This is a genomic window from Nocardia sp. XZ_19_385 (genome assembly GCF_015355755.1).
Classification (GTDB): domain Bacteria; phylum Actinomycetota; class Actinomycetes; order Mycobacteriales; family Mycobacteriaceae; genus Nocardia.
The window spans coordinates 960,773-986,263 of sequence record NZ_JACVEE010000001.1 but is presented as its reverse complement, the minus strand read 5'-3'; the positions used below and the strand labels follow the sequence as shown (position 1 = coordinate 986,263).

Annotated in this window: 29 protein-coding genes; 19 read left to right on the top strand and 10 right to left on the bottom strand. The window is 67.8% G+C overall.

Annotated elements, in window-relative coordinates:
• Window positions 1-9 precede the first annotated feature (9 nt).
• From IBX22_RS04575 to IBX22_RS04540, 8 genes are all read left to right on the top strand, one after another.
• Window positions 10-429: a TIGR02611 family protein gene (locus IBX22_RS04575; protein ID WP_194814115.1), complete on the top strand. Its 420-nt coding sequence runs from the start codon at window positions 10-12 to the stop codon at window positions 427-429.
• Entirely contained in the window at window positions 402-1,073 is a 672-nt protein-coding gene (locus tag IBX22_RS04570; protein WP_194814114.1) for a (2Fe-2S)-binding protein, read from the top strand. Before IBX22_RS04575 ends, IBX22_RS04570 begins: the two co-directional genes overlap by 28 nt.
• Window positions 1,074-1,298: 225 nt before the next feature.
• Window positions 1,299-3,356, top strand: a complete 2,058-nt coding sequence (gene thrS / locus IBX22_RS04565; RefSeq protein ID WP_194814113.1) for a threonine--tRNA ligase — start codon at window positions 1,299-1,301, stop codon at window positions 3,354-3,356.
• Complete coding sequence (locus tag IBX22_RS04560; RefSeq protein WP_194814112.1) at window positions 3,353-3,916, top strand: HIT domain-containing protein; 564 nt, start codon at window positions 3,353-3,355, stop codon at window positions 3,914-3,916. Before thrS ends, IBX22_RS04560 begins: the two co-directional genes overlap by 4 nt.
• A 4-nt stretch (window positions 3,917-3,920) precedes the next feature.
• Complete coding sequence (pgsA, locus tag IBX22_RS04555; RefSeq protein WP_194814111.1) at window positions 3,921-4,589, top strand: phosphatidylinositol phosphate synthase; 669 nt, start codon at window positions 3,921-3,923, stop codon at window positions 4,587-4,589.
• 33 nt (window positions 4,590-4,622) lie between these two features.
• On the top strand, window positions 4,623-5,549 hold the full coding sequence (locus IBX22_RS04550; RefSeq protein ID WP_194814110.1) for a phosphatidylinositol mannoside acyltransferase: 927 nt from the start codon (window positions 4,623-4,625) through the stop codon (window positions 5,547-5,549).
• A complete protein-coding gene (locus tag IBX22_RS04545; protein WP_194814109.1) occupies window positions 5,546-6,670 on the top strand; it encodes a glycosyltransferase family 4 protein in 1,125 nt (374 codons plus the stop codon). Before IBX22_RS04550 ends, IBX22_RS04545 begins: the two co-directional genes overlap by 4 nt.
• Window positions 6,667-7,692, top strand: a complete 1,026-nt coding sequence (locus IBX22_RS04540) for an NUDIX domain-containing protein (protein ID WP_228538189.1) — start codon at window positions 6,667-6,669, stop codon at window positions 7,690-7,692. The genes IBX22_RS04545 and IBX22_RS04540 overlap by 4 nt, the downstream gene beginning before the upstream one ends.
• 42 nt (window positions 7,693-7,734) lie before the next feature.
• Here the strand turns inward: IBX22_RS04540 and IBX22_RS04535 are convergent, their stop codons facing one another.
• Window positions 7,735-9,039 carry a lipase family protein gene (locus IBX22_RS04535; protein WP_194814108.1) on the bottom strand — a complete coding sequence of 435 codons (1,305 nt, stop codon included), beginning with the start codon at window positions 9,037-9,039 and terminating at the stop codon, window positions 7,735-7,737.
• Between the two features lie 30 nt (window positions 9,040-9,069).
• Window positions 9,070-10,647: a GMC oxidoreductase gene (locus IBX22_RS04530; RefSeq protein WP_194814107.1), complete on the bottom strand. Its 1,578-nt coding sequence runs from the start codon at window positions 10,645-10,647 to the stop codon at window positions 9,070-9,072.
• A gap of 67 nt (window positions 10,648-10,714) precedes the next feature.
• On the opposite strand from IBX22_RS04530, the gene IBX22_RS04525 reads away from it, so the two are divergent.
• Window positions 10,715-11,380 carry a TetR family transcriptional regulator gene (locus IBX22_RS04525; protein ID WP_194814106.1) on the top strand — a complete coding sequence of 222 codons (666 nt, stop codon included), beginning with the start codon at window positions 10,715-10,717 and terminating at the stop codon, window positions 11,378-11,380.
• Between the two features lie 87 nt (window positions 11,381-11,467).
• Window positions 11,468-12,955, top strand: coding sequence for an NAD(P)/FAD-dependent oxidoreductase (locus IBX22_RS04520; RefSeq protein WP_194814105.1), 1,488 nt, complete (start codon window positions 11,468-11,470; stop codon window positions 12,953-12,955).
• On the opposite strand, the gene IBX22_RS04515 is transcribed toward IBX22_RS04520, so the two are convergent.
• The gene (locus tag IBX22_RS04515) at window positions 12,924-13,520 is read right to left on the bottom strand and encodes a TetR/AcrR family transcriptional regulator (protein WP_194814104.1); all 597 of its coding nucleotides are present in this window, start codon (window positions 13,518-13,520) and stop codon (window positions 12,924-12,926) included. The two genes, IBX22_RS04520 and IBX22_RS04515, sit on opposite strands and share 32 nt — an antisense overlap.
• 110 nt (window positions 13,521-13,630) lie before the next feature.
• Between IBX22_RS04515 and IBX22_RS04510 the strand changes: the two genes are divergently transcribed.
• Window positions 13,631-14,395 (top strand): SDR family NAD(P)-dependent oxidoreductase, encoded by a 765-nt coding sequence (locus tag IBX22_RS04510; RefSeq protein WP_194814103.1) that lies wholly within the window; start codon window positions 13,631-13,633, stop codon window positions 14,393-14,395.
• Window positions 14,396-14,786: 391 nt separating this feature from the next.
• Window positions 14,787-15,689, top strand: a complete 903-nt coding sequence (pdxS, locus tag IBX22_RS04505) for a pyridoxal 5'-phosphate synthase lyase subunit PdxS (protein ID WP_194814102.1) — start codon at window positions 14,787-14,789, stop codon at window positions 15,687-15,689.
• 58 nt (window positions 15,690-15,747) lie between these two features.
• Here pdxS and IBX22_RS04500 read toward each other — a convergent pair whose 3' ends face one another.
• Together IBX22_RS04500 and IBX22_RS38205 are read right to left on the bottom strand one after the other, a co-directional pair.
• Window positions 15,748-16,380, bottom strand: coding sequence for a response regulator transcription factor (locus IBX22_RS04500; protein ID WP_194814101.1), 633 nt, complete (start codon window positions 16,378-16,380; stop codon window positions 15,748-15,750).
• Window positions 16,377-17,540 (bottom strand): histidine kinase, encoded by a 1,164-nt coding sequence (locus IBX22_RS38205; protein WP_194814100.1) that lies wholly within the window; start codon window positions 17,538-17,540, stop codon window positions 16,377-16,379. Before IBX22_RS38205 ends, IBX22_RS04500 begins: the two co-directional genes overlap by 4 nt.
• Window positions 17,541-17,677: 137 nt before the next feature.
• On the opposite strand from IBX22_RS38205, the gene IBX22_RS04490 reads away from it, so the two are divergent.
• Complete coding sequence (locus IBX22_RS04490; protein WP_194814099.1) at window positions 17,678-18,277, top strand: hypothetical protein; 600 nt, start codon at window positions 17,678-17,680, stop codon at window positions 18,275-18,277.
• Here the strand turns inward: IBX22_RS04490 and IBX22_RS04485 are convergent.
• Window positions 18,228-18,812, bottom strand: a complete 585-nt coding sequence (locus tag IBX22_RS04485; RefSeq protein WP_194814098.1) for a TetR family transcriptional regulator — start codon at window positions 18,810-18,812, stop codon at window positions 18,228-18,230. The genes IBX22_RS04490 and IBX22_RS04485 overlap by 50 nt on opposite strands.
• An 86-nt stretch (window positions 18,813-18,898) precedes the next feature.
• On the opposite strand from IBX22_RS04485, the gene IBX22_RS04480 reads away from it, so the two are divergent.
• On the top strand, window positions 18,899-19,303 hold the full coding sequence (locus IBX22_RS04480; RefSeq protein ID WP_194814097.1) for a nitroreductase family deazaflavin-dependent oxidoreductase: 405 nt from the start codon (window positions 18,899-18,901) through the stop codon (window positions 19,301-19,303).
• Window positions 19,304-19,526: 223 nt separating this feature from the next.
• Window positions 19,527-20,369, top strand: a complete 843-nt coding sequence (locus IBX22_RS04475; protein ID WP_194814096.1) for an MHYT domain-containing protein — start codon at window positions 19,527-19,529, stop codon at window positions 20,367-20,369.
• On the opposite strand, the gene IBX22_RS04470 is transcribed toward IBX22_RS04475, so the two are convergent.
• Window positions 20,332-21,165, bottom strand: a complete 834-nt coding sequence (locus IBX22_RS04470) for a helix-turn-helix transcriptional regulator (protein WP_309234421.1) — start codon at window positions 21,163-21,165, stop codon at window positions 20,332-20,334. The two genes, IBX22_RS04475 and IBX22_RS04470, sit on opposite strands and share 38 nt — an antisense overlap.
• An 87-nt stretch (window positions 21,166-21,252) precedes the next feature.
• Between IBX22_RS04470 and IBX22_RS04465 the strand changes: the two genes are divergently transcribed.
• Entirely contained in the window at window positions 21,253-21,654 is a 402-nt protein-coding gene (locus IBX22_RS04465; RefSeq protein ID WP_194814095.1) for a hypothetical protein, read from the top strand.
• A 4-nt stretch (window positions 21,655-21,658) separates the two neighbouring features.
• A complete protein-coding gene (locus tag IBX22_RS04460; RefSeq protein WP_194814094.1) occupies window positions 21,659-22,060 on the top strand; it encodes an SgcJ/EcaC family oxidoreductase in 402 nt (133 codons plus the stop codon).
• A gap of 1 nt (window position 22,061) precedes the next feature.
• On the opposite strand, the gene IBX22_RS04455 is transcribed toward IBX22_RS04460, so the two are convergent.
• Complete coding sequence (locus IBX22_RS04455; protein WP_194814093.1) at window positions 22,062-22,676, bottom strand: hypothetical protein; 615 nt, start codon at window positions 22,674-22,676, stop codon at window positions 22,062-22,064.
• 109 nt (window positions 22,677-22,785) lie between these two features.
• Between IBX22_RS04455 and IBX22_RS04450 the strand changes: the two genes are divergently transcribed.
• Window positions 22,786-23,289, top strand: coding sequence for a hypothetical protein (locus tag IBX22_RS04450; RefSeq protein ID WP_194814092.1), 504 nt, complete (start codon window positions 22,786-22,788; stop codon window positions 23,287-23,289).
• 9 nt (window positions 23,290-23,298) lie between these two features.
• Here the strand turns inward: IBX22_RS04450 and IBX22_RS04445 are convergent, their stop codons facing one another.
• The gene (locus IBX22_RS04445) at window positions 23,299-24,120 is read right to left on the bottom strand and encodes a methyltransferase domain-containing protein (RefSeq protein ID WP_194814091.1); all 822 of its coding nucleotides are present in this window, start codon (window positions 24,118-24,120) and stop codon (window positions 23,299-23,301) included.
• 27 nt (window positions 24,121-24,147) lie between these two features.
• The gene (locus tag IBX22_RS04440; protein WP_194814090.1) at window positions 24,148-24,519 is read right to left on the bottom strand and encodes a hypothetical protein; all 372 of its coding nucleotides are present in this window, start codon (window positions 24,517-24,519) and stop codon (window positions 24,148-24,150) included.
• Window positions 24,520-24,640: 121 nt separating this feature from the next.
• Here IBX22_RS04440 and IBX22_RS04435 point away from each other — a divergent pair, with 121 nt between their 5' ends.
• Complete coding sequence (locus tag IBX22_RS04435) at window positions 24,641-25,462, top strand: acyl-CoA thioesterase II (RefSeq protein WP_194814089.1); 822 nt, start codon at window positions 24,641-24,643, stop codon at window positions 25,460-25,462.
• Window positions 25,463-25,491: the final 29 nt, after the last annotated feature.

Genomic DNA, 25,491 nt, shown 5'->3' with positions numbered 1-25,491 from the left:
GCTGGTCATGTGAGTACCGAGTTAGAACAGACTGCACCGGTCGGCCGCTGGCGCGCCTTCCGCGACGCCATCACCGAGCGCCCTACCCTGAACGCGACCTACCGGATCGGGGTCGCTGTAGTCGGTATCGCGGTACTGATTCTGGGAATCCTGGCTATTCCCTATCCTGGCCCCGGGTGGGCGATCGTGTTCGCCGGACTCGGCATCCTCGCCACCGAATTCGCCTGGGCCCGCCAGGCATTGCACTGGCTGCGGGGCAAGTACCGGCAAGGTATGGCCTGGTACACCAGCCGCGGTGTGGTCATGAAAGTATTCGCGGCAGCGCTGACGTGTCTGTTCGTCATCGCGACGCTCTGGGTTCTAGGCACTTTCGGGATGATCGCCGGCTGGATCGGAGTCGAATGGACGTGGTTGCAAAGTCCCCTGTGAACGTTCCGGGGCGCACGCTGACCCAGCCCGAGTGGCTGGCTGCCCGGATCGCGGAGATGGGCGAATCCTGGGGTACCGCGACACCGCGGATCGCGGGCACGCTCTGGTGGTGCATGGCCGCCTCGGCGCTGGTGGAACAGCTGGCGCAGGCCTATGTCGAAGGGCGGCCCGCGCCGGAGCCGGAGCTGGATCGCATCGACTGCGTGGTGCGGCCGGACGGCGGCATCGAACGCGTCCATATCCTGCCGGGAGAAGCGACCGAAGAACTGCCCGACGACGATGCAGGCTGGGCCCATCGCGCCGCGGCGGCCGCGGCTTTGCGTGAGACGCTGGGCACCGTTATTCCAGCGGTCGCCGCGGTCTCCGGCGCTGGGGTTCCGGCGCTGTGGGCGATCGTGGCCGACGCCGTCGGAAACCGCGCCCTCGATGCCGGTGATCCGCAGGCCGGTGCCCGTCTCGCCGCCGACGTGGGCGGCAAACTCCCGATCCCGCGCTTCATCGACATCGCCGACCGCACCTTCGTCCGCCGCATCTCCTGCTGCCTGGTCTTCGAGGTCCCCGGCTGCGACATGTGCACCAGTTGCCCGAAACGTCCTGCGGGCGAGCGCGAATCACTGCTGACGAAGCTGGCGACCGAGAGCTGACGCGGCTGTATGCAAATCGTGCAATTCGAGCTCGAAATGCGCCGAACGCGGCCAGATTCGTGGAATTATGCACGATTTGCATACGCCGACTCGGCGGCCTACCTGACGCGCTGCCGCCCTGCGCCTTCAATGCCGATAGCATGGTCGCGCCGGAGCTGTACGCCGCCGGTGATGACGCGTGCGGGAAAGACCCGCACTACCAATAACGCCAAGGAGTAGGCCGCCGTGAACGCCTCAGCCCCCCAGACCCTCGCCGCGCGCATCTTGGTGCCGGCCGGGACTACGGCCGGCGCTGCGGTGCGGGAGGCGGGCCTGCCCACCAAAGGCCCGGACACCATCGTGGTGGTCCGGGACGCCGAGGGCGCGCTGAAGGATCTGTCCTGGATCCCGGAAGCCGACGCCGAGGTGGAGGCGGTCGGCGCCGACACCGAGGACGGCCGCAGCGTGATCCGGCACTCCGCCGCGCACGTGCTCGCCCAGGCGGTGCAGCAGGAATTCCCGGAGGCCAAGCTCGGCATCGGCCCGCCGATCAAGGACGGCTTCTACTACGACTTCCAGGTCGAGCGCCCGTTCACCCCGGAGGATCTGGCCAAGCTGGAATCCCGGATGAAGAAGATCATCAAAGGCGCGCAGCGGTTTTCGCGCCGGGTGATCGAGATCGAGGACGCCCGCGTCGAACTGGCCAAGGAGCCGTTCAAGCTGGAGCTGATCAGCGACAAGTCCGGCATCGACGATCCCGAGGTGATGGAGGTCGGCGGCAACGAGCTGACCATCTACGACAACCTCGATCCGCGCACCGGCGAACGCCTGTGGGGCGACCTGTGCCGGGGCCCGCACATCCCCACCACCAAATTCATTCCCGCGTTCAAGCTGACCCGCTCCTCGGCCGCGTACTGGCGTGGTGATCAGGACCGCGAGGATCTGCAGCGCGTCTACGGCACCGCCTGGGAATCGACCGAGGCCCAGGACGAGTACCTGCGCCTGCTCGAAGAGGCCGAACGCCGTGACCACCGCAAGCTCGGCCTGGAACTGGACCTGTTCAGCTTCCCTGACGAGCTCGGCTCCGGTCTGCCGGTGTTCCACCCCAAGGGCGGCATCATCCGCAAGGAGATGGAGGAGTACTCGCGTCGCCGGCACGTGGCCGCGGGCTACGAGTTCGTCAACACCCCGCACATCACCAAGGGGCACTTGTTCGAGGTGTCGGGTCACCTCGATTGGTACAAGGACGGCATGTTCCCGGCCATGCACCTCGATGCCGAGCTGAACGAAGACGGCACCGTGCGCAAGCCCGGCCAGGACTACTACGTCAAGCCGATGAACTGCCCGATGCACAACCTGATCTTCCGGGCGCGCGGCCGCTCCTACCGTGAGCTGCCGCTGCGGATGTTCGAGTTCGGGTCGGTGTACCGCTACGAGAAGTCCGGCGTCATCCACGGCCTCACCCGAGTGCGTGGCATGACCCAGGACGACGCGCACATCTACTGCACCAAGGAGCAGATGCACGCGGAGCTCACCAGCACCCTGGAATTCGTGCTCGGCCTGCTCAAGGACTACGGCCTGGACGACTTCTACCTCGAGCTCTCGACCAAGGACCCGAAGAAGTTCGTCGGCTCCGACGAGCTCTGGGAAGAGGCCACCGAGACCCTGTCGAAGGTCGCCTCGGCCTCGGGTCTGGAGCTGGTCCCGGATCCGGGCGGCGCCGCGTTCTACGGCCCGAAGATCTCCGTGCAGTGCAAGGACGCTCTGGGCCGCACCTGGCAGATGTCGACCATTCAGCTCGACTTCAACCTGCCCGAGCGTTTCGAACTGGAGTACACCGGTTCCGACGGCGGCAAGCATCGTCCGGTGATGATCCACCGCGCGCTGTTCGGCTCCATCGAACGGTTCTTCGGCGTGCTCACCGAGCATTACGCCGGCGCCTTCCCGGCCTGGCTCTCGCCGGTCCAGGTGGTCGGCATCCCGGTCGCGGAAGCCTTTGCCCCGCACCTGGATTCGGTGATCGAGCAGCTGCAGGACCGCGGCATCCGGGCCCAGGTCGACCGCAGCGACGACCGGATGCAGAAGAAGATCTTCAACAACACCGCGCAGAAGATCCCGTTCATGCTGCTCGCCGGCGAGCGGGACGTGAACGCGGGCGCGGTGAGCTTCCGGTTCCGCGACGGAACCCAGGTCAACGGGGTGCCGACCGCCGACGCGGTGGCCACCATCGAGGCGTGGGTCCGCAACCGGGTCAACGATTCGCCGACCGCCGAGGGCTTCGAAATCGTTCAGGCCGGGCAATGACCGAGAGCGACTTCGAAGACAGCATCGTGGACCGCGGAGCGGGGGAACCCGATCGGCTGCAACGGCTTTGGACGCCCTACCGGATGTCCTATATCGCCGAGGCGGCCGCCGCTCCCCGTCCCGCGGACGCGAGCGGGCACCCGTTCACCGACATCCCCAAGATGTCGGACGAGGACGGACTCATCATCGCCCGCGGCGAACTGGTGTACGCGGTACTCAACCTGTACCCGTACAACCCGGGCCACATGATGGTGGTGCCCTACCGCCGGGTCGCCGACCTCGAAGCGCTCACCGACGCGGAAAGCCTGGAGCTGATGGCGTTCACGCAGCGGGCGATCCGGGTGATGAAGAGTGTGTCGCGTCCGCACGGCTTCAACGTCGGGCTGAATCTCGGTGGCGTGGCGGGCGGTTCGCTCGCCGACCACCTGCACCAGCACATCGTGCCGCGCTGGGGTGGCGACGCGAACTTCATCACCGTCGTCGGCGGCGTGAAAGTGATGCCGCAGCTGCTGCGGGAGACCAGGGCGCTCCTGGCTGCCGCCTGGAAAGAGACGGACTAGCGGGGTGCTGAGCTTCTTCGGTCGCGAGACGTTCGCGAAAGCGACTGCGCCGCTGGGCAAGGCGCTGGTGCAGACCGGGCTCACCCCGGACGCCGTGACCGTCATCGGCACCACCGTGTCGGTCGCCGCCGCATTGACCCTGTTCCCCACCGGACACCTGTTCTGGGGGACCATCGTGATCTGGCTGTTCGTCATGTTCGACATGCTGGACGGCGCGATGGCGCGGGCGCGCGGCGGCGGCACGAAATACGGTGCGGTGCTGGACGCCACCTGCGACCGGGTGGCCGACGGCGCGATCTTCGGCGGACTCGCCTGGTGGGCGGTGTATCACGAGCACAGCCGGTGGCTGTTCTTCGCGACGCTCGTCGTTCTGGTTACCTCCCAGGTGATTTCGTACGCCAAGGCCCGCGCCGAGGCCACCGGGCTCTCGGCCGACGGCGGCTTGATCGAGCGGCCGGACCGGCTGGTCATCGGGCTCGCCGGCGCCGGGCTCACCGGCATCGGCGGCCACTGGGATATCGAATGGCTCACGTGGGCAGTGCATGTCGCGATGTGGACGCTCGCGGTGCTGAGCATCGTGACGGTGTTCCAGCGCGTGCTCGCCGTGCGGAATTCGCCCGGCGCGCGCGATGTCATCACGCCTGCGCAGCCGCAGGCACCGGAGGCGCCGTGACCGGCGCAGCCGCGCGACAGGAAGGTTCGGGGGATGAGTAAGTTCCAGGCGATGCTGACCGATCGGGCCTACGCGGCCGGATGGCGGTTGGTGCGGGCGCTGCCGGAGCAGACGGCGCGCAAGGTGTTCAACGCGGGCGCGGATCGGTTCGCGGCCGGCGGCGGTCCGAAGCAGTTGCGGCGCAACCTGGCTCGGGTATTGGGCGTGACGGCGGAGTCGGTGCCGGACGAGTTGGTCCAGGCCAGCATGCGGTCCTACGCCCGGTACTGGCGCGAAGCGTTCCGGCTGCCGGGGATGGACCATGCCGCGCTCGGGCGCGAGCTTTCGGTGCAGGGCATCGAGCACCTGGAGGCGGCGCTGGCCGCCGGGCGCGGTGCGGTCTGCGTGCTGCCGCACTCCGGGAACTGGGACATGGCCGGGGTGTGGCTGGTGCAGAATCACGGCACCTTCGCCACCGTCGCGGAACGGCTGAAGCCGGAATCGCTGTTCGAGCGGTTCGTCGCCTTCCGGGAAAGCCTCGGGTTCGAGGTGTTTCCGCTCACCGGCGGGGAACAGCCACCGTTCGAGGCGCTGGCCGAGCGGCTGCGGGAGAACAAGGTCGTCTGCCTGATGGGGGAGCGGGATCTCACCGGTAAGGGTGTGCCCGTGGACTTCTTCGGGGAACGCACCTGGATGCCCGCCGGCGCGGCGAAACTGGCGATCGAGACCGGTGCGGCGTTGATCCCGGTACACACCTGGTTCACGCGAACCGCCGACGGCCACGAAGGCTGGGGCATGAAGACCGAAGCGCCGCTGGATGTTTCGGTCGGTGTGGCCTCGGCGACGCAGGCGCTGGCGGATCGGTTCGCCGCGAATATCGCGGCCCACCCGGCGGATTGGCACATGCTGCAACCTCTGTGGGAAGGCGACCTGTCCGCGGAACGGCTGGCGCGGATCGCTGCAGTGCGGGCGCCTCGATGAAAATCGGCATGGTCTGCCCGTATTCGTTCGACGTGCCGGGCGGCGTGCAGGCCCACGTGGTCGAGCTGGCCCGGGTCTTCATCGAGCGCGGGCACAAGGTGAGCGTGCTCGCGCCGGCCTCCGAGGAGACGCCGCTGCCGGACTTCGTGGTGTCCGCGGGGCGAGCCGTGGCGATTCCGTACAACGGGTCGGTGGCGCGCCTGTCGTTCGGGCCGATGGCCTACACCAGGATTCGGCGCTGGATCGACGGCAACGACTTCGATGTGCTGCACATTCACGAGCCGAACGCGCCGTCGCTGTCGATGCTGGCGTTGAAGATCGCCGAGGGGCCGATAGTCGCGACATTCCACACTTCGACCACGAGGTCGTTGATACTCAGCACTTTTCAGGGTGTGCTGCGGCCGTATCACGAGAAGATCAGCGGGCGGATCGCGGTGTCGGAGCTGGCGCGGCGCTGGCAGGTCGAGGCGCTCGGATCGGACGCGGTGGAGATTCCGAACGGTGTCGATGTGCCCGCGTTCGCGCGGGCCCCGATGCTGTCCGGCTATCCGAGACCCGGTGGGACCGTGCTGTTCCTGGGCCGCTACGACGAACCGCGCAAAGGGATGGCGGTGCTGCTCGGGGCGCTGCCGGAGCTGGTGCGCCGGCATCCGGACGTGCAGATCCTGATAGTCGGGCGCGGTGACGAGGAGGATCTGCGCCGCGAAGCCGGGCCGCTGGCCGAGCACCTACGGTTCCTCGGGCAGGTGTCGGATGAGGAGAAGGCCTCGGCGATGCGCAGCGCCGATGTCTACGTGGCGCCGAATCTCGGTGGGGAGAGCTTCGGCATCATCCTGATCGAGGCCATGGCGGCCGGAACCGCTGTTGTGGCAAGCGAACTGGACGCGTTCCGCCGGGTGCTGCGCGACGGCAGCGCCGGAATGCTTGTGCCCGTGGGTGATTCGGCCCGGCTGGCCGTAGCCCTGGACACCCTGCTCACCGACCGCGAACGCCGGGAGGCGCTGGTGCACACCGCGAATCAGGTTGTTGGCGAATACGATTGGCCGGTGGTCGCCGAGCAGATCCTGCGGGTCTACGAGACCGTCACCGTCGGGCACACCCGGGTGCGGGCCGCCGGATGATCACCTTCTCCGCCACCACGGTCCTCGTCCTCGCGCTGATCGCGGCGGTCGTGTTGTCGATCGGCGTCTGGGCCTACTCCACCGCCAACCGGCTGGACCGCCTGCACGTGCGCTCCGACCAGTCCTGGCAGGCCCTCGACAGCGCCCTGGCCCGCCGCGCGGTCGTCGCGCGTGCGGTAGCGCTCGCCATCGCGGACGCCGACCAGGCCAAACGCCTGTCCGCCTTGGCGGCGCACGCCGAACGCGCCTGCCGCACCGACCGCGAAACCGTCGAAAACCAGCTCTCCGGAGCTCTTTCCGTGGTCGACATCGGCGAGCTGGCCCCGCAACTGGTCGCCGAACTCGCTGACGCCGAAGCCCGCGTCCTGATCGCCCGCCGCTTCCACAACGACGCCGTGCGTGACACCCTCGCCCTGCGCACCCGCCGATCCGTTCGCCTGCTGCACATCGCCGGTACCGCGCCGCTGCCGACCTACTTCGAGATCACCGAACGCGTCACCCCGGCGGCCTCCACCGGTCTCGAGGTCGACACCGTCCGCACCTCCGCCCGCATCGTGCTGCTCGATGAGAACGATCGCGTCCTGCTGATGCGCGGCAACGACCCCGCCACCCCCGACATCTCCTTCTGGTTCACCATCGGCGGCGGCGTCGAACCAGGCGAGTCCCTGCGCGCCGCCGCCGTCCGCGAACTCTGGGAAGAAACCGGCTACGAGGCCAACCCCGCCACCCTGCGCGGCCCCATCTGGCGCCGCGTCGCCGTCTTCCCCTTCAACCGCGAACTCATCCGCGCCGAAGAACTCTTCTACGTCCTCCGGGTCACCGCCTTCGACCCGAAACCCGGCAACTTCACCACCATCGAACGCCGCTCCATCACCGGCAACCAATGGTGCACCCCCGCCGACATCATCGCCCTCGACCAATCCGGCGAAACCGTCTACCCATACCACTTGGACGAACTGCTCCCCGCCGCGATCGCCGCCGTCGCCAGCGAATCGGAACTGGAAGTCGCCTCGATCCGGTGAGCCTTGCGCCGGCCTCGGATCAGGCCGGCGCAGCCACCGACCTCAGTCGAAAGTGCAACCGCTGAGGGGTTTGTCGGCCAGGCGGTCCAGGAGGTACGGGATGACGTTGTCGACGAAGCCGTCGATGAGTTCGGGGCCGAAGTGGTTGGGGAGGGTGGTGCCGGGGGCGATAGCGGGGAGGTGGTTGGTGCGGAAGGTGACGGTGGTGGTGTGGGCGCACCAGTCTTGGGCCAGTTGGCGGACCTGGGGGTAGGGGATGGTGTCGTCGTTGATGCCGCTGGTGAGCAGGACCGGGGCGGTGGGGATGCGGTTGCCGATGCGTTGGGCGGTGAGAATCGTTGTCGCTCCGGGGAGTTCGCGGAGGTGGTCCGGGAGGGGGCGGCCATCGATGGTTAGTGCAGACGAGCGGAGGAATGGTTGGCGCAGGATGACGTCGCCGATGCATTGGGTGGCGAGGGCGTCCAGTGTCGCCTTTCCGGCAGGGGTGGTGCGGCGGTCGACTTCGGCCGCGAGTGCTGGGTGGCGTTCGCGGAAACCGTTGAGGGCGAAGCCGATTGCGCCGCCGATGAGGTTGCCGCTGTCGATTTGGCCGATGACGGCGGTGAGGTCGGCCGGCGGGGCTCCGGCCCACACGCCCTTGAGGTTCAGTTCGGGGGCGTATTCCGGGTGTAGTTCGGCGGCGGCGGCTGTTGCGCCGCCGCCTTGCGAGTAGCCCCAGAATGCCAGGGGTGTCGAGGTTCCGGTGCCTGCGAGGGTGACGGCGGCGCGGGCGGCATCGAGTACCGCGTGGGCGGACTCGGCGCGATTGACGTAGGTGTGGATGCCGGGGGTGCCGAGGCCGATGTAGTCGGTGATGAAGACGTTGGCGCCCAGCGCACTCCACGCCGCGAGCGCCACGGCCTCCTGGTTCGGCGACATCGAGCGCCGCTCGACGTCGACGATGAGGCCGGTCGACACGGCGACAGAAGCGGCACATTGATCACCTTGACCGGCGGTGCCCGGCGCGATGACGATCGTCGGCCGGTTGCCCGCGCCTTGCCACGGGCGGGTGCCCGCGACGTAGGTGCCGGTGACGGCGACCGGCGAACCGTCCTGCAGCCGTGAGGTGTACATGACCAGCTGTCCGGGGACGGGCCACTGATCCCCAGGGATGGTCGCGTAAACCGAGGTCGGCTCGGTTCTGATGATCGACCCCGGAGCGGTGGCGAACTGTTCGGGCGGGTGGTAGAACGCGCTGACCGGTGCCGCGGCGGCTTCGGTTGCGCCCGTGACGATTCCGGTCGCGGCGAAGCAGGTCAGCGCGGTGGTGACGGCGAGGCGGCGTAGTCGCGGTGTGGCAAAGTGCATGCGTTTCTCCAGGTTTCGGCGACCAGCTGGTCAGATCAGGGTTCCGATGTCGTGGGCGACCAGATTGTCGAGGGCACGTTCGGCGACGGCCGCGATGGTCATGGAGGGATTGCAGGCGGCGGCATTGCCGGGCAGCAACGCGCCGTCGACGACATAGAGCCCGCGTTGGCCGAGCACCCGGCCGTCGAGATCGCAGACCGTGCCCATGCAGGCGCCGCCGAGCGGATGCCAGGTGGAGGGGAGCAGGGCGTTGGTGTCGGTGAGAGTGCTTGCCGGACCGGCGATTCGGTGCGCTGTCGGTCCGATGTGGTGATCGAAGGTGTATTTGTCGCCGCCGGCCGGCCAGTGCAGAACGGCGTCGTCGGTGCCCGGGTCGTAGACGAATCGGCCACGGCTGTCGCTGACGCCGTAGCCGACCAGCATGGTGCTGTGCGCGTCGAGCGGCATCGGCGGGGTGGAGGCCTGGATCAGGGTGTGGGCGCTGTGCGGGTCGTCCCAGTTCAGGCTGCCGTAGACCACCGGCCCGCCCTGGGCGGTGCCGAAGCTTTCGGCGAGGTTGGTCCACACGTAGATGCGGTCGGCGTTGGTGCCCCAGCCGTGTCCGAGGCTGTCGGGCATATCGGGGATTCGCCCCGTGGCGGCCGCGCGCACCAGCAAGCGGGTGGTGTTGAGGCTGCCGGCCGCCAGCACCAGCGCGTTGGCGGTGAGGATCTTGTTCTCGAGCACGTTCCCGGCGGTGTCGATCCGATCGACGTACACCCGCCAGCGGCCATCGGCGGCGCGCTCGACATCGGTGACCTGGTGCAATGTTTCGACGGTGACCCGCCCTGTCGCCTCGGCCTGCGCGATGTAGGTGACGTCGACCGAATGCTTGCCGCCATTGTTGACGCCGAGCGACCCGGCGCCGTTGGTGTAGGAGGCCTTCATCTCCCCGCGGAGTTCGGCGAGCGCGAAATCCCAGTCGATCGGCATCGGGATCTTCGACAGCGGCAGCCCGGCCCGCCGCACGTGCTCGGCGAAGATCCGCGCGGCGGCGTAGGTGGGCCCGGCGATGAGGTCATCGGGCGCGACGGCGAGGCCGAGCATGCGCTCCACCCGCCGGTAATGCACCCGGTCCATCGTGGCCCAGTCGAGCTCCGGCGGCAGATGCGTATTGAAGACGGCCTCGGCGGGCTGTAGCGACATCCCTTGGTAGATAAGGGATCCGCCGCCGACTCCGGCAGCGCACAGCGCGGTCATGTTCACGCCGGAGACCGCGTCGATCAGGCCGGTGTAGCGCTCGACGTCGAGCGTGCTGCCGAAGGGGCTGCGCATGGACTGGTACCAGAGCATCCGCGGGTCGGGCCGCGTCGGGTTCGGAAAGGTGTCCGCGTCGGGTCCGGTCGGCCAGCGGATCCCGCGTTCGAGCATGGTGACCGGAACGCCGGCCTGGGCCAGGCGCAGCGCGGCGACGCCGCCGCCGAATCCGGAACCGACCACGACGACGCGATGCTCTTCCCGCGTGATCGGGACGGTGCTGGGCGCCGCGCTCGCGGCCCGCGCACCCAGGAGCATGGCTCCGGCCGCGGCAGCCCCGGTCAACAGTGACCGGCGCGATATTTCTGGCATAGAAGAAGCTCTCGATCAGATCGCATGAGTAACGCAGTTACTCGAGTAACGGCGTTACTGTAGCGGTATGAGCAGGGAGACGGAAGAGGCTCTGCGGGGCCGGATCATCGATGTGGTCCGCGCTCAGCTGGAAACCGAGGGCTACGACGCGGTCCAGTTGCGCGAAGTGGCGCGCCGCGCCCACGTCTCGCTGACGACGATCTACAAGCACTTCCCGACTCGCGACGAGTTGATCGTGTCCGCCCTGGAGGCGTGGATGGCGGAGAACGCTTATGTCGCAATGGAATCCCCGCTGCCGGGCGAGTCGATCTACGACGGCCTGATGCGAGTGATCCGGCACGTGTTCGAGCCCTGGGAGCGCCATCCGCGGATGCTTCAGGCCTACCACCGGGCCCGCGTCGGCGCCGGCGCGCAACGCCTGGACAACCACGGCCTCGACGCCGTCCTCCCGGTCGCCGCGGCGGTGCTGGCCGGGGCCGACGAGATCTACCTGCAAGACATCGCGGCGATCCTGTCCAACATGGCGTTCGCGCTGCTGGGGCAGTGCGCCGACGGAACCCTCGAGGTCACCCAGGCGCTGACGTTGATCGAACGCGCCGTGTACCGCCTCACCGCCGACAACGCCGGCGACGCCACCGCCGCCGTGCACCGGCGCGAATCGCTCGGCGCGGGTCCATCCACGCTGGGTCCAGAAATCGCCGCCCCTTTTCGCCGAAGTGACGCCACGGATTGACGAGGGATTCCGCTCACTGGGACGGCACGTATTCGGTTCGCGGACAACCATTGTCAGTAATGAGACTCGAGTCTAGCCTTTAATCTCATGAGTACCGGCGCGGTCGTCAGGCAGCCGCGGATCGCGATCGTCGCGGCAGGTATTTCCGGGATCTGCCTGGGCGCCAACCTGTTACGCGCGGGCTTGCGTGATTTCACGATCTACGAGAAGGCGCACGACTACGGCGGTACCTGGCGCGACAACACCTATCCCGGTCTGGTCTGCGATGTGCCCTCGCGGTACTACCAATTCACGTTCGCGAAGAATCCGGACTGGACGCGGCTGTACCCCACCGGCGGGGAGATCAAGGACTATCTGGTGCGGGTTGCCCGGGAACACGGTCTGGACAATCACATTCGGTTCGGTGCCGAAGTCCTCGGCGCCCGGTTCGGTGACTCGGGCTGGTCGGTGACAACCGCTGAGGGCGACGAGCGCTTCGATTTCCTGGTGTGCGCCACCGGATTTCTGCATCGGCCCCGGATTCCGGACATCGCGGGCCTGGACAGCTTCGGCGGGCCGGTGTTTCATTCATCACGCTGGGATCACCGGGTCGAACTCGACGGCAAGCGCGTCGGGATCATCGGATCCGGCTCCACCGGTACCCAATTGGTGAACGCGCTCGCCGGGCGCGTACCCCGCGTGACGCTGTTCCAGCGCACCCCGCAGTGGATCCTGCCCACGGCGAATCGGCCCGTCTCCGCGCTGACCAGGATGTTGCACAAGCGAATTCCCGCCCTCGGCAGCCTCACCTACCTGTTGTGGCGCGAATCCTTCGGGCTGTTCTCGAAGGGCTTGATCGCACCCGGCCTGACCCGCAAGATGATCGGCCGGGTCGTCACGGCCAACCTCCGGACGGTGCGCGACCCGGAACTGCGCCGGAAACTCACACCGGACTACGAGCCCATGTGCAAACGGCTCGTGGTCTCCGATGGCTTCTACCGAGCCGTGCAGCGGCCCGACGTCGAATTGGTCACTGCGGGAATCGATCACGTCGACGCAACCGGGGTGGTCACCGTGGACGGCGCGCACCACCCACTCGACATCCTAGTGCTGGCTACCGGATTCGACTCACACGCCTACATGCGGCCGATGGCGATCACCGGCGCCCGAGACCGCACCCTCGACCAAGCCTGGGCCGCGGGACCGCACGCCTTCCAGGGCTTCATGATCCCGGAATTCCCGAACCTGTTCACGATGATCGGCCCCTACAGCCCCTTCGCCAACCATCCGCTGACCGCCGTGGCCGAGCTGCAGTCCTGGCGCATCATGTCCTGGATAAAACGCTGGCGCGCAGGCGAATTCGACACCGTCGAGCCCACCGCGACCGCGCACGCGCGCTTCCTGGCGACCATGCGGGCCGCCATGCCTGGCACGGTATGGACCTCGGGCTGCCAGAGCTGGTATCTGGGGGCCGACGGACTGCCCGAACTCTGGCCGTCGAGCCCGGCTGCCTACGAGAAGTTGATCCGGCGGCCACCCGATCTCACCGACTACCACCTGGGCCTCACGGCATCAGGCGATGCGCCGCCCCGGTGAGCATGCCGCGCACCACCTCGACACTCTGATTCATCGTGCACATGCTCGTGAACGCGGCCAGCAGCAGATGACCCAGCAGGTAGCCGATCTGGGCGCGGTCGGCGGGTTCCATGTCGTCGCCGATCAGCACATCGAATCGGTCGAGCATGAAAGCGTAGAGCTCTTCTCGATCCCGCTCGGCCGTCGGATCCCCGGAGATCACCGCGAGCACCACGGCCGAGGTGAGCGGCAGCTGAGCGCCGGTGCGGTCGATGATCGCGCCGAGCGTGGCCGCCACCGTGTCGGCCGCACTTCCCGTCGACCGTTGCGCGGGAACGGAATTCGTCGCTTCACGGGCCCAGGCCGCGCTGACGGCGGTGAGCAACTGATCCTTGCTGCTGAAGTAGCGGTAGACGGTGGCCCGCGCGACCTGCGCGCGGTCGGCGACATCGTGCATGGTGACCGCCGGGTATCCGCCCTCGGCCGCCAGCTCGCGCGCCGCCGCCAGCAGCCGTTCGCGCCGTTCCAGCTGGCTGTGCGACAGGGTGCGCACGGTGGTGAAAGTGGTTCTGGCGGTGGGCGTCATGCGGTGATTCTGCTGGGTGGGATCGATTCCGCGAACATGAGACGCAAGTCTAGACGCTGATCTACGGTGTGCCGGATCACGACCGAACAGCTTGTCGCAGTGGAGGAATCATGATTGAACACACACCGGGCACCGGCGTCATCGTCACCGGTGGGGCTTCCGGCATCGGCAGAGCCTGCGCCCGCGCGCTGGCCGAGGTCGGAAGACCGGTCGCCCTGTGGGATCTGGCCGGGGCTGCCGCCAAGGACGAGGCCGCCGCGATCGCCGACGAGTTCGGTGTCGCCGCCATCGGGATCGGTGTCGATGTCATCGATTCCGCCGCCATCGCGGCCGCGGTTGCCCCGTCCCGCGAAACCCTGGGCAGCATCGGCGGACTCGTGCACGCGGCGGGCGTGGTGCGCGCGGAGCCGGTCGGCTACCTGGACGCGGACAAGTGGGACGCCGTGCTCGATGTCAACCTGCGCGCCGCGGCGCTGCTGGCGCAGGCCGTCTGGGAAGACTTGAGCAAGAATCCCGGCTCCGCGGTGGTCGGCATCTCCTCGATCGAGGCGTTCATCGGTCAGGCGTTCATTCCCGCGTACTCCGCGTCCAAGGCCGGACTGCTCGGACTCACCCGTTCCATGGCACATCTCGGCGGCTCGGTCGGTGTCCGGGTGAACGCGGTCTGCCCCGGCTACATCGACACACCGATGCTGCGAAACGGGGTGCCGCCCGAATACATCGAGGCACAGGCCGCGAAGTCGATTCTGGCCCGGCTGGGCCGCCCGGACGAGGTCGCCCGGGTGGTCCGCTTCTTGATGAGCGACGAGGCGTCCTTCGTCACCGGCACGGAGATCGTCGTGGACGGGGGCACGATGGCTACCGGCGGCCAGTGAGCGCCCCTGGTGTGATCTGCTTCACTATCGCGGCGGCTTCGGACTGGATCGGCGCTTGTCGGGTAACTGTTGTGGAACGTACCGGGAATCGGGCGTCGGCGTTCCAATTGATTTGGGGCGGTCCCTGTTCGGCCAGTGGAGGTAACTAGCCCATGTCGTACCTGCTCTACGATTTCCTGTTGCCCCTGCTGGGCCCGGCTGCCGCGGAGTACTGGGCGACACTGCTGGTCGTCGCGCCTTTGTGAGTTTCCATCACCCCGGCAGACGCCGGGGCCTCGGGTACCAGGCCAGTGGTGTTCAACTGGCTATCTAGTGGCTTTCCGGGCGGGCCTAGAATTGGGTCGATAGTTCTTCAGCGATCCGATTGGCACACATGACTCAGGAGACTGCCGTGACCACGCCCGAGACCACCAACACCGTCGGCACCGCCCGCGTGAAGCGCGGCATGGCCGAGATGCTCAAGGGCGGGGTGATCATGGATGTGGTTACCCCCGAGCAGGCCAAGATCGCCGAGGACGCGGGCGCCGTCGCCGTGATGGCGCTGGAACGCGTCCCCGCCGACATCCGCGCCCAGGGCGGCGTGTCCCGCATGTCCGACCCGGACATGATCGAGGGCATCAAGGCCGCCGTGACCATTCCGGTCATGGCCAAGGTCCGCATCGGCCACTTCGTGGAGGCGCAGATCCTGCAGTCCCTCGGCGTCGACTACATCGACGAGTCCGAGGTGCTCACCCCCGCCGACTACGCCAACCACATCGACAAGTGGCAGTACACCGTGCCCTTCGTCTGTGGCGCCACCAACCTGGGTGAGGCGCTGCGCCGCATCACCGAGGGTGCGGCCATGATCCGCTCCAAGGGCGAGGCCGGCACCGGCGACGTCTCCAACGCCACCACCCACATGCGCCAGATCCGCGGCGAGCTCCGCAAGCTGCAGGCGCTGCCGAAGGACGAGCTGTTCGTGGCCGCCAAGGAACTGCAGGCGCCGTACGAGCTGGTGTGCGAGGTCGCCGAGACCGGCAAGCTGCCCGTGGTGCTGTTCACCGCCGGTGGCATCGCCACCCCGGCCGACGCCGCGATGATGATGCAGCTCGGCGCCGAGGGCGTCTTCGTCGGCTCCGGCATCTTCAAGTCCGGCAACCCGGCCGAGCGCGCCGCCGCCATCGTCAAGGCCACCACCTTCTATGACGACCCGGACGTGCTCGCCAAGGTCTCGCGTGGACTGGGTGAGGCCATGGTCGGCATCAACGTCGACGAGATCCCGCAGCCGCACCGCCTCGCCGAGCGCGGCTGGTAATCGGTTCGGAAAGCTGAACCGCCGGATGGTCTTCGGACCGTCCGGCGGTTTTTCTTGGTCAGAGCAAGCCCTGCTCATAGGCGTAGATGGCGGCCTGGGTACGGTCGCGCACACCCAGGCGGCTCAGGATATTCGACACGTGATTCTTCACGGTGCCCTCGCTGAGATGGAGTACGCGGGCGATCTCCCGGTTGGCGGCGCCGCGGGCGACCAGGCGCAGGACATCGGTTTCCCGGTCGGTCAGTTCGATCGAGCCGGCCGGGCCGCGGCCGCGCACCAGGGCGGCGAGCCGGCCGGACACGGCGGCCGAATACTGGTCGACACCCGCGTGGGCCAACCGCACCGCCTGTGCCAGCTGGGCCGCGGGCACATCCTTGAGCAGGTAGCCGGACGCGCCCGCGCGTAGCGCGCGGATGAGGTAATCGTCCTCGTCGAAGGTGGTCAGCATCAGGACAGTGGTCTTGCCGCGGAGCAGGCCCGCCGCCTCGACGCCATCCATCCCAGGCATCCGGATATCCATCAGCACGACGTCCGGCGCCAGCTGTTCGGCCAACCGCACTGCCGCCCTGCCGTTTTCGGCGGTACCTATGACTTCGACGCCGGGCTGTAGCGCGAGCAGGGCGGTGATGCCCTCGCGGACCAGTCGCTCGTCGTCCGCGATCAGCACCCGCACCACGTCGGATTCGTTCATGACGGCCGGTCGATCACGGCGTGCAGGCGGGTACCGGCGGGCCCGCTGGTGATCTCCAGTCCGCCGCCGGCCGCGTCGAGTCGTTCCCGCATGCCGCGCAGCCCTTGGCCTTCCACAGCGTCGGGCGCGAAACCCGTTCCGTTGTCGGCGATGTCGATTACGGCCGACTCCGGGCCGAGTACCACGCCCACGCCGACCTCGGTGCCGCCGGAGTGACGACGCGCGTTCGTCAGGGCCTCCTGGGTGACGAGATAGACCGTGAGGCGCGCGGATTCGGTGAGATCGTGGTCGTCGCCCAGGTAGTCCAGCCGTACCCGGAAGCCGGTGTCGTCGAGCCGGTTCGTCAGGGCCCGCAACGACGTGCCGAGCGAGAATCCGACGGTATCGTCGGCGCGCAGCGTGCCGACCGCGCGGCGTACCTCCTCCAGCGCCAGCCGCGCCGAATTCCGGCCTTCGGCCAGCGCGTCGTCGGCGGTGTCCGGGTGCACCGGCCGATAGGCGACGGCCTTCTCCAGCTGAATCGCGGTCACCACCAGGTGATGGCCGACTGTGTCGTGAATGTCGCGGGCCAGCCGCGTGCGTTCGGCCATCGTCGCCAGCGACACGGCCTGATCGGCGTAGTCCCGCAATCGTGTGTGTGCGTCGGACAACTCGGCGGAGAACGCTTCCGCGCGGCGTCGTGCGGCTTCCTCGCGGGCGGCGACGACCGCGATCGCGAGTGCGAACACGATGCCGATCGCCAGCATCAACAGGTCGGAGAGGGCTTCCGGGTCCCGGCGCGCGTCGGGCCGCAGCGTGACCGCCACGGTAGTGGCCAGCAGTCCGAAACCGCCGAGCAGAAACCCGATTCGAGGGCCGAGGGTGAAATATGCGTTCAGGGGGATTAGGACGAACAACACCTTCGCATTGCCGCCGCAATCCAGTGCGGTCGCGGCCGAGTACAAGCCTGCCCGCGCCACCAGCGCCGCCGCGGCGGTCCACCGGGTTGCCGGACGGGCGGATTCGGCGAACTCCAGGCCGCAGGCCAGCACCAGGACAGCGGCTAATCCAGACAAGCGCGCCAGGCCGCAGCCTTGCGCCCATCCGATCGTCAGCCCGGCGCACAGCACCGAGGCGTACAGGAACCCGGCCACCCAGGTCAGCGTCCGCGGTCGAATCACCCTGTGAGCGTATGGGCCGGGCGCGGGCTGCGGTGAGCCTGCGGCCCAGCTTTGGCCGAAAGTCATGGGCCCCCGGCACTTACCGGGGTGACCAGTGGATTCCTAGCGTCGACGGCACCTCGAGAAAGGAATTCGACATGGCTGAAACACTGAATGACACTGCGGCACTACACCGATTGGGTGGCGTGGCCGGGCTGATCGGCGGCACCGCCATAGCGGTTGCCGGACTGACCGAACTCGCTGCCGGTCACAAGACCGGTCCGACGCAACTGCTCAACGGTGTCGCGGTGCCGTTCGGCATCGGATTGCTGGTCGCGCTGTACCTCACCAACTTTCGTGCGCTCGGCCGGTTCGGCGTGGTGGCGTTCACCGTGCAGTTCCTGGGGTTCGGTTACTTCGCGGGCGTGGCGTTCACGCGCAACTTCGTCCTGGTCTACCTGGAGAAACCGGTAGTCGACGAATTGCTGAACAGTCCAGCGAAGTCGGCCTTCCTCGCGACCGCTGTGACGGCGTTGGCCGGGACCCTGTTGTTCGGTGCCGCGCTGCTACGCAGCGGTGTCGTGCCCCGTGTCGCGGCCGGTCTCTACACCGCGGGTCTCGCGGCGCTGTGCTTGACCTTCCTGCTGCCGCCCGTGGTGGTCCGCACCGGCCATATCGCAGCAGGTGCGGCGATGATCTGGCTGGCTGTCACGGTGTGGCGTTCAGGTGCGCCTCGACCACCGGCGACACTCGAGTGACGAGCTCGTCGACCGACGCCGAGGCCAGCGGCTCCACGCGCAGAATATGGCGTAGGTAGGCGACCCCGAGCAGCTGCGCCATCGCCAAGTCGATGCGCAGACCGGCATCCGGCCCGGGCAATCGTGCGGCGAGCTGGTCGTAGAGCTCGCCCTGAATGAACTGCCGCACAAGGTCGGCCGAGTCGGCGTGGGTGGCGGCGCCGCGCAGGATGGCCAGCAGTGGCGAACGTGATTCCGGGTGTTCCCAGGCCTCGAAGAACACCCGGGTCAATCGTGCGCCCACGCCGCCCGGGCCTTCGGCGGTGACCTGCGCGGCCACGGCGGCCGGGTCGAACGGCCAGCCCAGGGTGGCCTGGAAAAGGTCGGCCTTACTGCCGAAATAGTGCCTGATGAGGCCTGGGTCGACGCCGGCCGCGGCGGCGATGTCGCGCACGCTGGTCTTGTCGAAGCCGGTGTCGGCGAACATGCGGCGCGCGGTGCGTACGAGTACGTCGCGGGTGTCGTTCTTGCCGGGGCGTCGTCCGATCGGTGCCATAGTGCCAAAAACTCTACAGGCGTTGACTTTCTGTTTCGCGGGGCGCTAGCCTCGGAACAAAGAATTCCACAAGTGAGGAGTTTCCGATGCCGGCTCCGCGATGGCTCGCCCGCGCCAACAAAGTCGGGCTCAATCGAGTCGTCGCGTTCATCGCCCCGTGGGCGCCGGGCTGGGCGGTGGTGGTGCACCGAGGTCGTAAGTCGGGCAAGGTCTTTCGCACGCCGCTATGGGCCTTCCGGCGTGACGATCGGTTCGTGATCGCGCTGACCTATGGCTCGCGGTCGGACTGGGTGCGCAATGTGCTGGCCGCGGGTGGTTGTGAAATGCAGTCCAGGCGAAGGCTTTACGAGGTCGGCTCGCCGCAGGTGTATCACGACCCGAAGGCGCGGGAGATGCCGCTGTTCATCGGCTTCATGCTGCGCTTCGTCCTGCGGGCGCCGGAATTCCTCAGCGTCGAGGTGGTGCGGGAGGTTCCGGCCGCTGCGCGATGAGGTTGCTGGTCGGATGCGAAAGGTCAAGGGCCACATACACGAATCGGTGACCGCCCGGGCGCCGCGCCGCGCGCCCGCTACCAGCGCGCATACCGTCTAGCTAACGCCAGCTACTTTTCCAGGAGTGGGATACGGCAAATTTACTGCCTGCTGATTTGCGGCTAATGTTGCAATGAATCACCGGTGAACACAGTCGAATACACGCTTCTGGCAAGGAGTCCGCATGCTGGAAATCGACCAATTCACCTATGGCTGGCTTACCCCGGTCCTGGCCTATGTCATGTCGGTCACCGGCTCGTTGCTGGCATTACGCTGCATGGTGCGTGCTCGCAACGGCGACGGGCACGGCGGCTGGATCGCGACCGGTGCGGTCGCGCTCGGCGGCACCGGGATCTGGGTCATGCATTTCATTGCGATGCTGGGGTTTTCGGTCCGCAACGCCACCATTCGCTACGACATACCGGTCACCTTGTTCAGTGCGGCGATCGCGATGGGCGTTGTGTGGGTTGGCCTTTCGATCGTGGTGCGACGGCACGGCGACATCCAGGCGCTGCTGGCCGGCGGCACGATCACCGGGCTCGGAGTCGGCGCCATGCACTACTCGGGCATGTACGCCATGAAAACCGATGCGGCCGTTCGGTACGACCCTTGGATCGTGCTGCTGTCGCTGGTGATCGCGGTGGTGGCCGCGACGGCCGCGCTCTGGTTCACCCTGCACGTGCGCGGCCTCGCCGCCACCATCGGGGCGGCGCTGATCATGGGGATCGCGGTGTGCGGAATGCATTACACCGGAATGTTTTCCATGCGGGCGCACGTCGCCGAGCACATGCACGCACCCGCCGGCGCGCAGGCTGGGCAGCTGCTCACCCCGTTGATCGTGGCGGTCAGCATGGTGACGATGGTGACGCTGCTGCAGGTCGGGCTGAGCGAGATCGACGAACCGGACCTCAGCCGGATCGCGGGGCAGCGGGCCAGCCGGTACTGGCCCAGCCAGGACGGCGGCGGCCGCGGCCCGTCGGACGAGACCGCTAGAGGGACATTTCGGCATCGGCATCGGCGGTGGTGAGGTCGAAGAGCCGGGCCAGCGTGATCGCGGTGAATTCGTCCAGCGGATAGAACAACTCGATCGCCAGCTCCGACAGCGTGACATCCGAGGGTGCGCCGAAGGTGACCATGGTGCTGAACATTCGTAGCTCACCCATCGGGGTGGAGATATGCAACGGGAGCGCGAACGGGGTGGGAGCCTCGGGGTCGGATTCCGCGCCGGGTGGCACCGGATAGCGGGAGACCTCGTCGTACAGGTCGCGCAGGATCGGGTCGCCGGTGGTTTGGACCTGACGTAACAGTCTTTCCAGCAGGAACTCTCGGACCTGGCCGTGGTTGACCATGTACGTGGTGCCCTCCGGGCTGCCCGGGTGCAGGGCGAGGCGATACATGTTGGGCTGCTCCATCAGCTGTTCGTCGATCTCGCCTTGGAACAGGCCCATCGCGCGGTTCGTGGTGACGATGTTCCAATAGCGGTCCACCACCACCGCCGGGTACGGCTCGTGCGCGGCGAGCATCGCCTCCAGCGCGGTGCGCGCGGAGAAGAGCTCCTCGTCATCGAGACTGCGTTCCCGGTACTCCGGGGCGAACCCACCCGCCAGCAGCACCGTATTGCGCTCCCGCAGCGGCACTTCCAGCACATCGCAGAGCTTCAAGACCATCGCGCGGCTCGGCTGCGCCTTGCCCGTCTCGACGCAGGACAGATGCCGCGCGGAGCTGTCGGCGGCCAGGGCCAGCTCCAGCTGACTCAACCGCCGCCGCTGCCGCCACTCCCGGAGCAGCGCGCCGACCGGGGATTCCTGCACCGAAGGCGTCACTCCGACAGGTTAGCGAGCCTGAGGTCCGCGCCTCCATGACCTCTGAGGTCATTGAGCACATGACCGGCGAGTGGCACCGTCGCTGCCATGACGACCTCGACGACCCTCGACACCGGCCCCGGCTTACGAACAACCCTGCGGGTGGATGGCTGGAGCACCGCCGCCTTCGGCGCGTTCCTACTGGCTACGGCCCCGGCCTTGCGCGAACCGCTCGGCTTGCCGACCGCCTGGTCGGTGCCCTTCGGCGTCGCGATGCTGGGCGGCGCGTCGGCTTTGCTGCTCATCGCCGGATACCGGGAGATCCCGGTGCGCCTGGCGGGCACCGTGGTGGCGGTCAACGCGGTATCGGCGGTGGTCATGGTGGAGCTCGCCTTCGTCGATCTGATCCCGCTGACAGCCTGGGGCAGCGCCTTCCTCCTCGCGGGAGCGGCGTTCGTCGCGACCTTCGCCGCCCTCGAGTACGCGGGCTTGCGCCGCGGGAACCGGTGACGCCATGACCGACGAAACCGCCGTCCTCGACTTGCTCCGTGCCCAGATGGACGCCTGGGCCGCCGGTGACGGCGCGGCCTTCGCCGCCACGTTCACAACGGACGCCGACTTCGTTTCGGTGATCGGTGAATTCGTCCGCGGCCGTACCGAACTCGCCACCGTCATGCAGGAGGGCTTCGACGGGTTCATGAAAGGCACCCACATGGCCGAACCCGACACGTGCACCATCCGATTCCCGGCACCCGATATCGCGGTCCTCGTCACGGTGGGCGACAAGCCGATGCCACCCGGCGAGCCTGCCCCGCCTGAGGCGCGGTCCGTGCAGACGCGGGTCGCGGCGCGGGCCAACGGAACCTGGTTGTTCACGACCTTCCAGAACACGCGCATCAGTCAGTTTCCGATGTGAGCTAGGCCGTGGCGCGCACCGCCGGCCGATCCGGGTGATCCCAGGCGACCAGGATGTCGGGCTCGATATGGTGCGTCTTTTGGTACGCGAGCAATGCCTCGACGGTGAACAGTTCGGCAGGGTCGGTGCGCCGCCGCAGCGCGCCCTCCGACATGCGCAGCGTGACAGTGAGGTCGAAGTCGAGATTCCGGCCGAGCAGCATCGGCCCCGCCAGCAGCAGCACGGTATCTGGGGCGGCGGTGCGGATCCGGGCTCGCGCCGAGCGATCGGTCCGCTCGTCCCACAGGGCGGGCAACCAGCGGCCGTGTTGCCGAAGTGCCACCAGCACTTCCCGATTCACCCCGTCGTAGTCGAACCAGGCGGTGCGATAGGTGAACTCGTCGGTCGGTTCGTATTCCAGGCGCAGCGAGGCCGGGCGTACGAATTCGTGCAACGACACCGCGTCGGCGGGCCGGCCGGCCGTGCGGAGGCGCTCGGCTACCTGCTGGGCAAGGGCGATCGGGTCCGCGGCGTCGGCCCCGTCGATCGCGACCACCGCGTGCCCCGGCAAGTCCGCCGCCCGCGCGGCGATCAGATCGGCCAAGGCAGGCGGGGTGATAGCGGTGAACTCGGGCACCGGACCATCATGCTCGAACTCTTCGACCCGGCTCACAGCTGTCTTAGTCTTCCCACAGAGCGGCTGGATAGCTTCATGATTCGACGCTGACCGAACAAAGGACGAGCACTTGAAGCTTCGCAACACCGGACGTATCGCCATCGCCGGCCTGGCTCTCGTGGCCGCGCTCGGCCTCACCGCCTGCGGCAGTGACGACAAGCCGGACTCGAAGCCGACGCGCACAACCACCAGCACCAGCGCCCCGGCCACGAGTGCCGCGAACCTTCCCGCGGTCCCGACCGCCGCCGAGTTGAACGCCCAACTCCAGAGGGCCCTCGATCCGAGCGTGCCGAACTCGGAGAAGCTGGAGTGGATCCAGGGCGCCGAAGCGGATCCGGAACTCCCGACCCGCCTCGCCGAGGCCTACAAGAGCACCAACGCCAGCATCGAGATCACCGACGTCACCGCCTTCGGCGACACCGTGAACGCCAAGGCGAAGCTGACGCTCAACGGCCAGGAAAATATCGTCGACGTGCCCTTCGTCGCCGAGAACGGCCACTGGAAGGTGCAGAAGACCTGGGTCTGCCAGATGCTCCAGCTGGCCAACCAGCCTTCCACCGCCTGCCCCGCCTGATCAGCAGCGTCACAGGTTCGGACGGTGCGCGAGCACCGCGAACATGGTCACCGAGAAGTGGTAGTCGCCGATTTCCACGCCATGATGGAGGTCCGCGATCAGTTCGTCGCCTTGTGCGGCGGTGATGACGCCGGCGGCTACCGACAGGTCGGTGCCGGCCCGGAACATGGTGTCGATGACGCCGGGATCCCAGATGACGGCGTCGGCGCCGATGTCGTCGACGACCAGCCCCACGGCGGTGAGCAGCCCGCGCAGATGGCGGCCGGAGTTGCGGTTGGTGGTCTGGCTGAGCCACGAATCGCTCAAGGCGCGAACCACTTCGGGGTCGCCGGGATGAATGATGCTGGTGGACCAATCGCTGTCGACGAGGACGACGCGGCCGCCCGGGCGCAGCACGCGGGCGATCTCCGCGGTCGCGCGGGCGGGGTCGTCGAGGTGCTGGTAGACCCGCTCGCAGCGCACCGCGTCGATACTGCCGTCGGGGAAGGGCAGGTCGTAGGCGTCGCCTTTCACGAACTCGGCCGGGACGCCGAGCGCCGCGGCTCGCGCCTCGGCCTCCACCAGCATGGCGGGGTTCGGGTCGACGCCGGTGGCCGCACCGGTGGGGCCGGTCGCTTCGGCCAACGCCACTACTTCGGAACCCGTCCCGGACCCGATGTCGAGCGCCCGATCACCCGGCCGCACGGCCAAGGCCGCCAGGGTCCAGCGTCGCAGCCGCCGCACGCCCGGCAATTCGGATTGCGCATCAAGAATGCTGACGAGCAGTGCGTGCTGGGCGCTGTCGCCCGGCTGATCAGAGCGGAAGGATGGTGCGGACCCAGGCTCGGTCATGCTCCCGTTGTACTCCGATACCGGGCCCTAGGCCAGGATGATCAGCGGCTGGGTTTCGGTTGCCGGAGTGGTGGATTCGACGATGGCGGTCAGCCGGATGCGGGACTCGCCGAGGGTTCCGGTGAAGGCGCGCCGGCCGTCGGCGACGTCACGCGCGGTGCTGGCATCCTGCAACTGCAGGGCGCGCGCCCAGGCCATCACCTGGGAATTCGCTTCCAGGGCAGGTAGATCGGGGTGGCAGGCGCCGCAGAACTCGGCCTCCGCGCCGTCGGCGAACCGAGCGCAGCAGTCCCACATCCAGGTCAGCGGGGGTAGGTCGACACCCGCGGTTTCGGTGGCATACGAGTTCACCATCTCGGAGACGGTGTTGATGGCAGCCATCGTCAGCGACTCGATCACACGCGACAGGGTGTCACCCGTTTGCCCGAGTTGTCCGTAACCGGCAGCCACGCGTGTCGCCGATCGCGGCAGCGGGCAGTCGGGCAAATGTGACGTAACCCGGCCGGATAATGTGGCGCGCATGGCGACGATCGAAGAGGCGCTGGAGATCGAGCGGCTGGAACGCGACATCTTCCGCGGGGCATCCACCAAGACCCAGTTGCCGCGCACATTCGGTGGACAGGTGGCGGGGCAGGCGCTGGTGTCGGCGGTGCGCACGGTCGATCCGCAGTTCCAGGTGCACTCTCTGCACGGGTATTTCCTGCGCCCCGGCAACCCCGAGCAGCGGACTGTCTACATGGTGGACCGGATCCGCGACGGGCGTTCGTTCTGCACGCGGCGGGTCACCGGCGTGCAGGACGGCAAGGCGATCTTCACCATGTCCGCCTCCTTCCACTCCGGCGATCAGGGCCCCGAACACCAAGACGTGATGCCGCCGGTCTCCGAGCCCGAGGGCCTGCCCGACGCCAAGACCACGATGAGCCCGGAACGCCTGTGGGCCATGCGCGAATGGGAGCACTGGGACATCCGCCCGGTCCCGCACGGCGAGGTGTCCCGCCGCGACGGCGTCGTCTCCCAGCAGCAGGTCTGGTTCCGCTACCGCCATCCGCTGCCCGACGATCCGCTGTTCCACGTCTGCACTCTCGCCTACATGAGCGATATGACGTTGCTCGGTTCCTCCAAGGTCATCCATCCGGACGAGGAAACCCAGAACGCCTCGCTCGACCACGCGATGTGGTTCCTGCGCCCCTTCCGCGCCGACGACTGGCTGCTCTACGACCAGTCCTCACCGTCCGCCGGTTTCGGCCGGGCCCTGACCGGCGGCAAGATCTTCAACCGCCAGGGCGAGTTGGTCGCCGCCGTCGTCCAGGAAGGTTTGATCCGCACACTGCGTGAGGGCTGATCACCGTGAGCGGGCGCACAGTGCTGCTC

Bases quoted from the DNA above. Each gene is read 5' to 3' on its own strand.
- IBX22_RS04485 (WP_194814098.1), bottom strand. From the start codon at position 18,812: ATGGCACCGATCGGACGACGCCCCGGCAAGAACGACACCCGCGACGTA.
- IBX22_RS04490 (WP_194814099.1), top strand. From the start codon at position 17,678: ATGGCTGAAACACTGAATGACACTGCGGCACTACACCGATTGGGTGGC.
- IBX22_RS04475 (WP_194814096.1), top strand. From the start codon at position 19,527: ATGCTGGAAATCGACCAATTCACCTATGGCTGGCTTACCCCGGTCCTG.
- IBX22_RS04445 (WP_194814091.1), bottom strand. From the start codon at position 24,120: ATGACCGAGCCTGGGTCCGCACCATCCTTCCGCTCTGATCAGCCGGGC.
- IBX22_RS04530 (WP_194814107.1), bottom strand. From the start codon at position 10,647: ATGCCAGAAATATCGCGCCGGTCACTGTTGACCGGGGCTGCCGCGGCC.
- IBX22_RS04465 (WP_194814095.1), top strand. From the start codon at position 21,253: ATGACGACCTCGACGACCCTCGACACCGGCCCCGGCTTACGAACAACC.
- IBX22_RS04525 (WP_194814106.1), top strand. From the start codon at position 10,715: ATGAGCAGGGAGACGGAAGAGGCTCTGCGGGGCCGGATCATCGATGTG.
- IBX22_RS04520 (WP_194814105.1), top strand. From the start codon at position 11,468: ATGAGTACCGGCGCGGTCGTCAGGCAGCCGCGGATCGCGATCGTCGCG.
- IBX22_RS04540 (WP_228538189.1), top strand. From the start codon at position 6,667: ATGATCACCTTCTCCGCCACCACGGTCCTCGTCCTCGCGCTGATCGCG.
- IBX22_RS04480 (WP_194814097.1), top strand. From the start codon at position 18,899: ATGCCGGCTCCGCGATGGCTCGCCCGCGCCAACAAAGTCGGGCTCAAT.
- IBX22_RS04570 (WP_194814114.1), top strand. From the start codon at position 402: ATGGACGTGGTTGCAAAGTCCCCTGTGAACGTTCCGGGGCGCACGCTG.
- IBX22_RS04545 (WP_194814109.1), top strand. From the start codon at position 5,546: ATGAAAATCGGCATGGTCTGCCCGTATTCGTTCGACGTGCCGGGCGGC.
- IBX22_RS04550 (WP_194814110.1), top strand. From the start codon at position 4,623: ATGAGTAAGTTCCAGGCGATGCTGACCGATCGGGCCTACGCGGCCGGA.
- IBX22_RS04435 (WP_194814089.1), top strand. From the start codon at position 24,641: ATGGCGACGATCGAAGAGGCGCTGGAGATCGAGCGGCTGGAACGCGAC.
- IBX22_RS04460 (WP_194814094.1), top strand. From the start codon at position 21,659: ATGACCGACGAAACCGCCGTCCTCGACTTGCTCCGTGCCCAGATGGAC.
- IBX22_RS04500 (WP_194814101.1), bottom strand. From the start codon at position 16,380: ATGAACGAATCCGACGTGGTGCGGGTGCTGATCGCGGACGACGAGCGA.
- IBX22_RS04515 (WP_194814104.1), bottom strand. From the start codon at position 13,520: ATGACGCCCACCGCCAGAACCACTTTCACCACCGTGCGCACCCTGTCG.
- IBX22_RS04560 (WP_194814112.1), top strand. From the start codon at position 3,353: ATGACCGAGAGCGACTTCGAAGACAGCATCGTGGACCGCGGAGCGGGG.
- IBX22_RS04535 (WP_194814108.1), bottom strand. From the start codon at position 9,039: ATGCACTTTGCCACACCGCGACTACGCCGCCTCGCCGTCACCACCGCG.
- IBX22_RS04510 (WP_194814103.1), top strand. From the start codon at position 13,631: ATGATTGAACACACACCGGGCACCGGCGTCATCGTCACCGGTGGGGCT.